This window comes from Vibrio sp. V12_P9A6T4 (assembly GCF_963874835.1).
GTDB classification, from domain to species: Bacteria; Pseudomonadota; Gammaproteobacteria; order Enterobacterales; family Vibrionaceae; genus Vibrio; species Vibrio anguillarum.
Map to the genome: position 1 here is coordinate 154505 of NZ_CAWNJO010000060.1, position 7166 is coordinate 161670.

Below are 7166 nucleotides of genomic sequence, written 5' to 3' on the forward strand. Positions count from 1 at the left end.
CTCGATTACGCGCCTTCGTTATGAATCTCTAGGTTGGCGAGATCTTGCTGGATTTCTCGAACCGTTTTTGCATCGTCGCTGCGCATCGATTCAAGAAAATCAAGATACTGCTGATCAATATCGCCCGTGACGTATTCTCCGTTAAATACCGACGCTTCAAATTTTGCAATATCGCGGTTACCCATGCCGACGGCATCCACTAAATCTTCCAGATTTTGGAAAATCAGAGCATCGGCACCAATTCGCTGCGCAATTTCATCGGCATCTCGACCATGAGCAATCAACTCGTTAGCACTTGGCATATCAATGCCATAGACGTTAGGGAAACGGATCTCAGGCGCGGCTGACACCATGTACACCTTGTTTGCACCAGAATCACGAGCCATCTCAATAATTTGCTCTGACGTGGTTCCACGCACTATCGAGTCATCCACTAGCAACACGTTTTTGCCCTTAAATTCAGAACGAATCGCATTGAGTTTACGTCGCACTGACTTTTTACGCTGTTGCTGGCCCGGCATAATAAATGTGCGGCCAACGTAGCGGTTTTTAACAAAACCTTGGCGATATGGAATATCAATCGCTTGTGCAATTTGCAATGCGATATCGCACGAAGTCTCAGGAATGGGGATCACGACATCAATATCTAAGTCAGCAAATTCGTTCTTGATGCGCTCACCCAACTTTTTACCCATTTCTACGCGCGCGCTGTAAACCGAAATTTTGTCGATAAACGAATCTGGGCGGGCGAAGTAGACAAATTCAAAAATGCATGGGTTAAGTGTTGGATTATCGGCACATTGTTTAGTAAATAGCTGGCCATCAAAGGTCGCATACACCGCTTCTCCGGGGGCAAGGTCACGCACAAAATCAAAGCCGACAGCATCTAGCGCCACAGACTCCGAAGCGGCCATGTATTCGGTACGGCCATCGACTTCACGTTTACCTAAGCAGATAGGACGAATACCATGCGGGTCACGAAACGCGATCATCCCATGCCCAATGATCATCGCGACAACAGCATAAGCACCGCGAATGGTGCGATGTACATTGGCGACAGCACGAAACACATCTTCTGCGGTTACATTGCCTCTGACTGTATCAATTTCATGCGCCAAGACGTTAAGCAGCACTTCGGAATCTGAAGTGGTATTGATATGGCGACGATCTTTTTCAAACAACTTCTGGCGTACTTCGTTGGCATTGGTGAGGTTGCCGTTATGAGCAAGCGTGATACCGAACGGGGAGTTAACGTAGAAAGGTTGAGCTTCTGAGGCACTCGAACTACCCGCAGTAGGATAACGCACATGCCCAATACCCACCGTTCCTTGAAGACGCTGCATGTGTTTTGCTTCAAAGACATCTTTCACTAAACCGTTCGCCTTACGCAGACGGAAACGATTGCTTTCTATGGTACAAATACCAGCGGCATCTTGGCCACGATGCTGCAATACCGTTAACGCGTCATAAATTGACTGGTTTACCAGCGTTGTACCCACGATTCCAACAATACCACACATGTCCTGATCCTCGATTTGCGACAGTAACTGGCGCTAAATCGCGCCAGAGAGAAAACTTGATGTTGCTTGTAAGTGCTCAAAGAACGGCGCAATGATACGGCTAAATTCCGGTACCAATTGCGAGCTCTTCCACCACTCTGAATTTGGAAATGCGGTAAACGCATCCATAAAAAACAAGGCAGCTGAAACAATCAACACACCACGCAATGCTCCAAAAACAATGCCCAGTACCCGATCAGTTCCAGATAGGCCCGTTTTTTGTACCAATTGAGCAATCACATAGTTAATGATCGCTCCGACAATGAGTGTTGCAACAAACAGTGCTGCGATGGCCGCGCCATTACGAAACATGTCATCTTTGATATTTGAAAAATACACCGCAAGTTTTGCGTAGTATTGGCTGGCAATAAAAAATGCACCGAACCATATCACTAATGACAACGCTTCTTTAGCAAAGCCACGGACTAAACTGATCAATGCCGATAGGCCGATCACACTTAAAATGACAATATCTAACCAATTCATGAGTTCTACATCTTAAGTTGGCGCGCATTTTAACAGAAAAAAACGCGACGCAAACGTTTTCTTATGGGTTTAGTGGTTTAAATTTGAGCAATTGACCTTTTGCACCGGTAATTTTTTCCAGTTCTAAGAGTTGACGCTCAAGCTTAGTTTTGGAAACATCTGGGCCAATAATGATCCGAGTGAAGCCATTTTCTTGCTTAGTATGAGCTTGATAACCCCGTTTTTGCAGATCTTTAACCACGGTTTTTGCGTTTTCGGCATTCTTTAATGCCATCAACTGAATGAGCCAAGCACTATCTTGGTAATCATTTCTTTCCGCCGTTTCTTTCACTTTCACAGCGAGTGGCTTGCTCTGCGTTGCTGCGTCGCTCTGGTTAGTTTGTGCGATCACTTCAACAGGCGAATCGGGCAACGCGACTTGATCTTCAACGGGGTCGAGAATTTCAAACTTCTCTACGTCGCTGTCTAATTCGGGCTTAATTGGGATGCTGGCGATATCTTCTTTATAGTGGGTCTTTTTGCCATCCAATACATCAGGTAACACTATCACCCCTATCGCCACCAATATAATTGTTCCTACCAAGCGGCTCTGAAACTTACTTGCCATTTATACTCCTTTGTTCTGCCAGTGCTCTAATACTTCACCCACAGTATGAAACGACCCAACCACGATAATGACATCATTGCTATCGGCTTGTGTCATCGCGGCTTCAAAAGCGCTGACTGGGTTAGCAAACGGTTTAACGCCTGGCTCAAGGTACTGACACAGTTCATTCGCTTGCGCGGCTCTAGGGCCACTTAATGAAGCAGGATACCAAACGTTAGCGATTGATTTCAGTTGATGAAGCGTGGCCTTCACATCTTTATCATGCAGCATGCCAATCACTACATGGACCTTTTTGTGTGCGTAACGCTGTTTGAACTGCGCCACCAAATATTCGGCCGAATGGGGATTATGTGCAACATCAAGAATGATTTCTGGGCTATCACTGATTTTTTGCATCCGCCCAGCAAGTGTTGCGTTGCTAAGCCCATTGACGATATTGACATCACTCACAGCTAAACCGGAGCAGCCAAGTGCCATTAATGCCGTAGCCGCATTAGGCAAGGGCAAGCGAGGGAGCGGTAAATCAGATAACTCAAATGGACCACTTCGCCAATTCCACGTTGTTTCAGAGGCAAGTTCATAGGAAAACTGAATACCGACTTGGTACATCTCCGCACCAATATCATCGGCATGCGCTGCAACCGTTGGTGGTGGCTTAGGCTGGCCGCAAATAGCGGGTTTACCTGCGCGATAAATCCCCGCTTTCTCATAGCCAATAACATTGATGTCATCGCCGAGCCAATCCACGTGATCAATCGCCAAGCTGGTGATCACAGAAACATCGTGATCCACGATATTGGTCGCATCAAGTCGGCCACCTAGCCCAACTTCCAATAAAATGACATCCACCGCTTGCGTTTGAAATAAACGCAGCGCCGCCAATGTACCGAACTCAAATAGGCTTAAACTGATGTCACCCCGTTGCGCTTCAACAAAAGCGAAGGCTTGCGTATGCTGTTCATCGCTGAGCTCAAGCGCATTAATACGCACGCGTTCGTTATAACGGATAAGATGAGGTGAGCTATAAACGCCCACGCAATAACCTGCATCCAATAAAATGGCTTCCATTAATGCACAGGTCGAGCCTTTGCCATTCGTTCCAGCCACGGTGATTACGGTAGGTGCAGGTTTAATAAGATTCGCTTTTTGAGCCACAGCTTGAACACGATCCAAGCCAAGGTCGATAGCGGAGGTATGAATATTCGCTAAATAATCAAGCCACATCGCAAGAGAGGATGTGGCTTGTGGGATAAGGTTTTGAGTCATCTAACGTTTATAACCATTAAGCAGTTAGTGTGTTAGTGCCTACTTTACCCTTTTTCGTGCGCTTCTGGTACAGCGTAATCAGGTTCAATCGGTGAATCGTCAACAGAAACGACCAACGGTGAGCTGTGATTGGTCAATTTAGCGATCAATCCCCCCACGCGTTGACGCATTTCACGGCGATCGACAATCATATCAATCGCACCATGCTCAATTAGGAATTCGCTACGTTGGAAACCTTCAGGTAGATCTTCACGTACCGTTTGTTCGATAACTCGACGACCTGCAAAACCAATCAGTGCTTTAGGTTCACCAATATTGATGTCACCAAGCATCGCTAAACTTGCCGATACGCCACCCATGGTAGGGTCCGTCATCACTGAGATATAAGGTAAGCCTTTGCTTGATAAACGTTCAAGCGCCGCACTGGTTTTTGCCATCTGCATCAATGACATTAACGCTTCTTGCATACGCGCGCCGCCACTGGCAGAAAAGCAAACCAAACCACAGTTGTTTTCTATAGCGGCATCAACAGCTCGTACGAAACGCGCACCAACTACAGACCCCATTGAACCACCCATGAAAGAAAACTCAAAAGCACAAGCAACCAAAGGCATACCCAATAGTTCGCCTTGCATCACCACAAGAGCGTCTTTCTCACCACTGCTTTTTTGAGCGGCTGAAAGGCGTTCTTTATAACGTTTTGAGTCTTTAAACTTGAGTTTATCCTGCGGCTCTAACTCGTCACCAATCTCGACACGATTCTGTTCATCAAGAAAAGTCTCTAAGCGGCGACGTGCTTTCATGCGCATGTGATGATCACATTTAGGGCACACTTCCAAGTTACGCTCAAGCTCAGCGTGATATAACACTTGCTCACAAGAAGTACATTTAGTCCAAACCCCTTCAGGGATGGATGCTTTACGCGAAGTTACGATATTGCTTTTTTCTAAAATCTTTTCAAGCCAACTCATGGAAGACCTTTACTCTTAACTCTCTCGCGTGATTGCGAAAGATACAAATTTGGGATTTATGCGTGAGGATTAAAACATATAAAATGCTTAGTGTAGACAAAAAACTGGTTGTACCTATTTTCTGGCTGTCATTTCCACACACGTCACGACTCTGTTTTGGACACTTTACGCGTTATTAGTTCAAATTATCAGCTAAAAATAGCGGCCCAAGCGACTCTTTTGGTAAAGAAAATTCTTCTGGATAATCAACAGCAACCAAATATAATCCTTCCGCTTTGGCTGTTGCACCTGCCAGTTTTCTATCTTTGGCTTCAAGCAGCCATTTTATCCATTCGGGAGGCTGCTCACCCCGGCCGACAACGATGAGGCTACCGGTAATATTTCGCACCATATGATGGACAAAAGCATTTGCTTTAATGTCGATGACGACATAGTTGCCATGCCGAGTCACATTCAAATGCATGACGTTTCGCCAAGGACTATTCGATTGACAATGCACAGCGCGAAAAGAGGTGAAATCATTTTCGCCCAATAAAAGCTGCCCTGCTTGCTGCATTTTCTCAACGTCTAAATCGCCATGATAATGACTGACACCTGAAGATAATATGCCAGGGCGATAAGCATGATTATAAATGATGTAGCGATAACGGCGTGCTGTAGCCGAAAAGCGAGCGTGAAAATCGCTTGAAACCTCAGTTGCCCAACGAACAGCGATATCTTTTGGTAAATGAGCATTGACACCCATTGTCCAAGCGACCATTTTTCGGCAAGCCGTAGTATCAAAATGTATCACCTGTCCTGTGCCGTGAACCCCTGCATCGGTGCGCCCCGCACACAATACTTCAACCGGATGGTTCGCCACAACTGTGAGTGCTTTTTCTAATTCTTCTTGGACACTTTTAACGTCACGTTGTCGCTGCCAACCATAGTATTGAGAACCATTGTACTCAATACCTAAAGCGATTCTCATCATCTGATTCTCTTTGAAAATGGGTCGGGCAGTATAATCGCAATCAAAAAAAAATTCTAATCGACAAGTCATCTACCCCCAACAACTTTCAATGTGAAGTTCAGGTCATCTGCAAGTCAGAAAAGGCTATTCAATAACAACGAGGCCGTATATTCACGGCCTCGTTTGTTTTTAAGCTCGGCGATTAACGCTGTCAATCAAGGATTTCGCTTCTCGTCGAATATCATCACTACCATCAACAATGGCTTCCTCTAACAGTTTTATCGCCCCTTTATCATCGTTCATCTCGATGTAAATTTTGGCGAGGTCAAGCTTACCCGCCGCCTCAGAGTTATTGTCTACATCGATATCACCAATGTCACCAATCACATCCGGAAATTCACTTAAACCAACATCTAACTTGAGTTCTTCATCTTCAGGGCTAATCCCCTCTTCACCCTCAACTTGAGCCATTAGCTCATCGATGGTCATGTACTGGCTCTTTTGGGCTTCAAAATCATCGAGTTCATCTTGAATTCCCCAGTTTTCATCAAGAATTTGAGGCTCGTCGGTTTGAATCTCATCATTCCAAACGGCAAGCTCTTCTTCAGGCACGTCATCTGGGATGGAAGCTTGTTGATCTGGCGTTAAATTAAAACCGTTCCAATCTTCACCGCCCACCTCTAACATTGCATCAATATTCATACCAGCACTATCAATGGTACGAGCATCTAATGGTCGATCAAAAGAGAATGGCGCAGAAGATACGCTTTCCTCATCTAGCCAATCTTTTAAGGCTTTCTCATCGAACTCCTGTTTTGAAACACTCTGCAATTGGTCTGCGTCATCATCTTCTAAAAGCGGCTGTTGATCTGTTTCTAGTGCTGGTTCGTTAATTGAAGCAAGTGCATCTTCTTCACCGAATTCAGGTAAGGATTGCTCGTCAATCGCTTCAAAATTTTCTTGAGCAACAGGCTCTGACGCCGCTTCTTGAGGCTCGGCTATCGCATCCGCTAGCGCGTCTTCTTCTGTGTACTCTGGCAGCTCAAGATCCGTAAGGTCGCTCTCGTCTTCCTTTTCTTCTAGAGAAGGCTCACTAATTGAAGCAAGTGCATCTTCTTCACCGAATTCAGGTAAGGATTGCTCGTCAATCGCTTCAAAACTTTCTTGAGCAACAGGCTCTGACGCCGCTTCTTGAGGCTCGGCTATCGCATCCGCTAGCGCGTCTTCTTCTGTGTACTCTGGCAGCTCAAGATCCGTAAGGTCGCTCTCGTCTTCCTTTTCTTCTAGAGAAGGCTCACTAATTGAAGCAAGTGCATCTTCTTCAC

At 45.6% G+C, this 7166-nt stretch carries 7 protein-coding genes; all 7 read right to left on the reverse strand.

What is annotated here, in order from left to right; all coding sequences use genetic code 11:
• Positions 1 to 5: 5 nt before the first annotated feature.
• A complete protein-coding gene (gene purF, locus AACQ42_RS10410) occupies positions 6 to 1520 on the reverse strand; it encodes an amidophosphoribosyltransferase (RefSeq protein WP_013857289.1) in 1515 nt (504 codons plus the stop codon).
• Between the two features lie 33 nt (positions 1521 to 1553).
• Positions 1554 to 2045 carry a CvpA family protein gene (locus tag AACQ42_RS10415; protein WP_013857290.1) on the reverse strand — a complete coding sequence of 164 codons (492 nt, stop codon included), beginning with the start codon at positions 2043 to 2045 and terminating at the stop codon, positions 1554 to 1556.
• 61 nt (positions 2046 to 2106) lie between these two features.
• Positions 2107 to 2652, reverse strand: a complete 546-nt coding sequence (locus AACQ42_RS10420) for an SPOR domain-containing protein (RefSeq protein ID WP_094165738.1) — start codon at positions 2650 to 2652, stop codon at positions 2107 to 2109.
• A complete protein-coding gene (gene folC / locus AACQ42_RS10425) occupies positions 2653 to 3918 on the reverse strand; it encodes a bifunctional tetrahydrofolate synthase/dihydrofolate synthase (protein ID WP_094165739.1) in 1266 nt (421 codons plus the stop codon).
• Between the two features lie 44 nt (positions 3919 to 3962).
• A complete protein-coding gene (accD, locus tag AACQ42_RS10430) occupies positions 3963 to 4889 on the reverse strand; it encodes an acetyl-CoA carboxylase, carboxyltransferase subunit beta (RefSeq protein WP_013857293.1) in 927 nt (308 codons plus the stop codon).
• A gap of 175 nt (positions 4890 to 5064) precedes the next feature.
• Complete coding sequence (gene truA / locus AACQ42_RS10435; RefSeq protein ID WP_026027499.1) at positions 5065 to 5859, reverse strand: tRNA pseudouridine(38-40) synthase TruA; 795 nt, start codon at positions 5857 to 5859, stop codon at positions 5065 to 5067.
• Between the two features lie 171 nt (positions 5860 to 6030).
• Positions 6031 to 7166: FimV/HubP family polar landmark protein (locus tag AACQ42_RS10440; protein ID WP_303396287.1), on the reverse strand; the 1136-nt coding region annotated here is incomplete at its 5' end.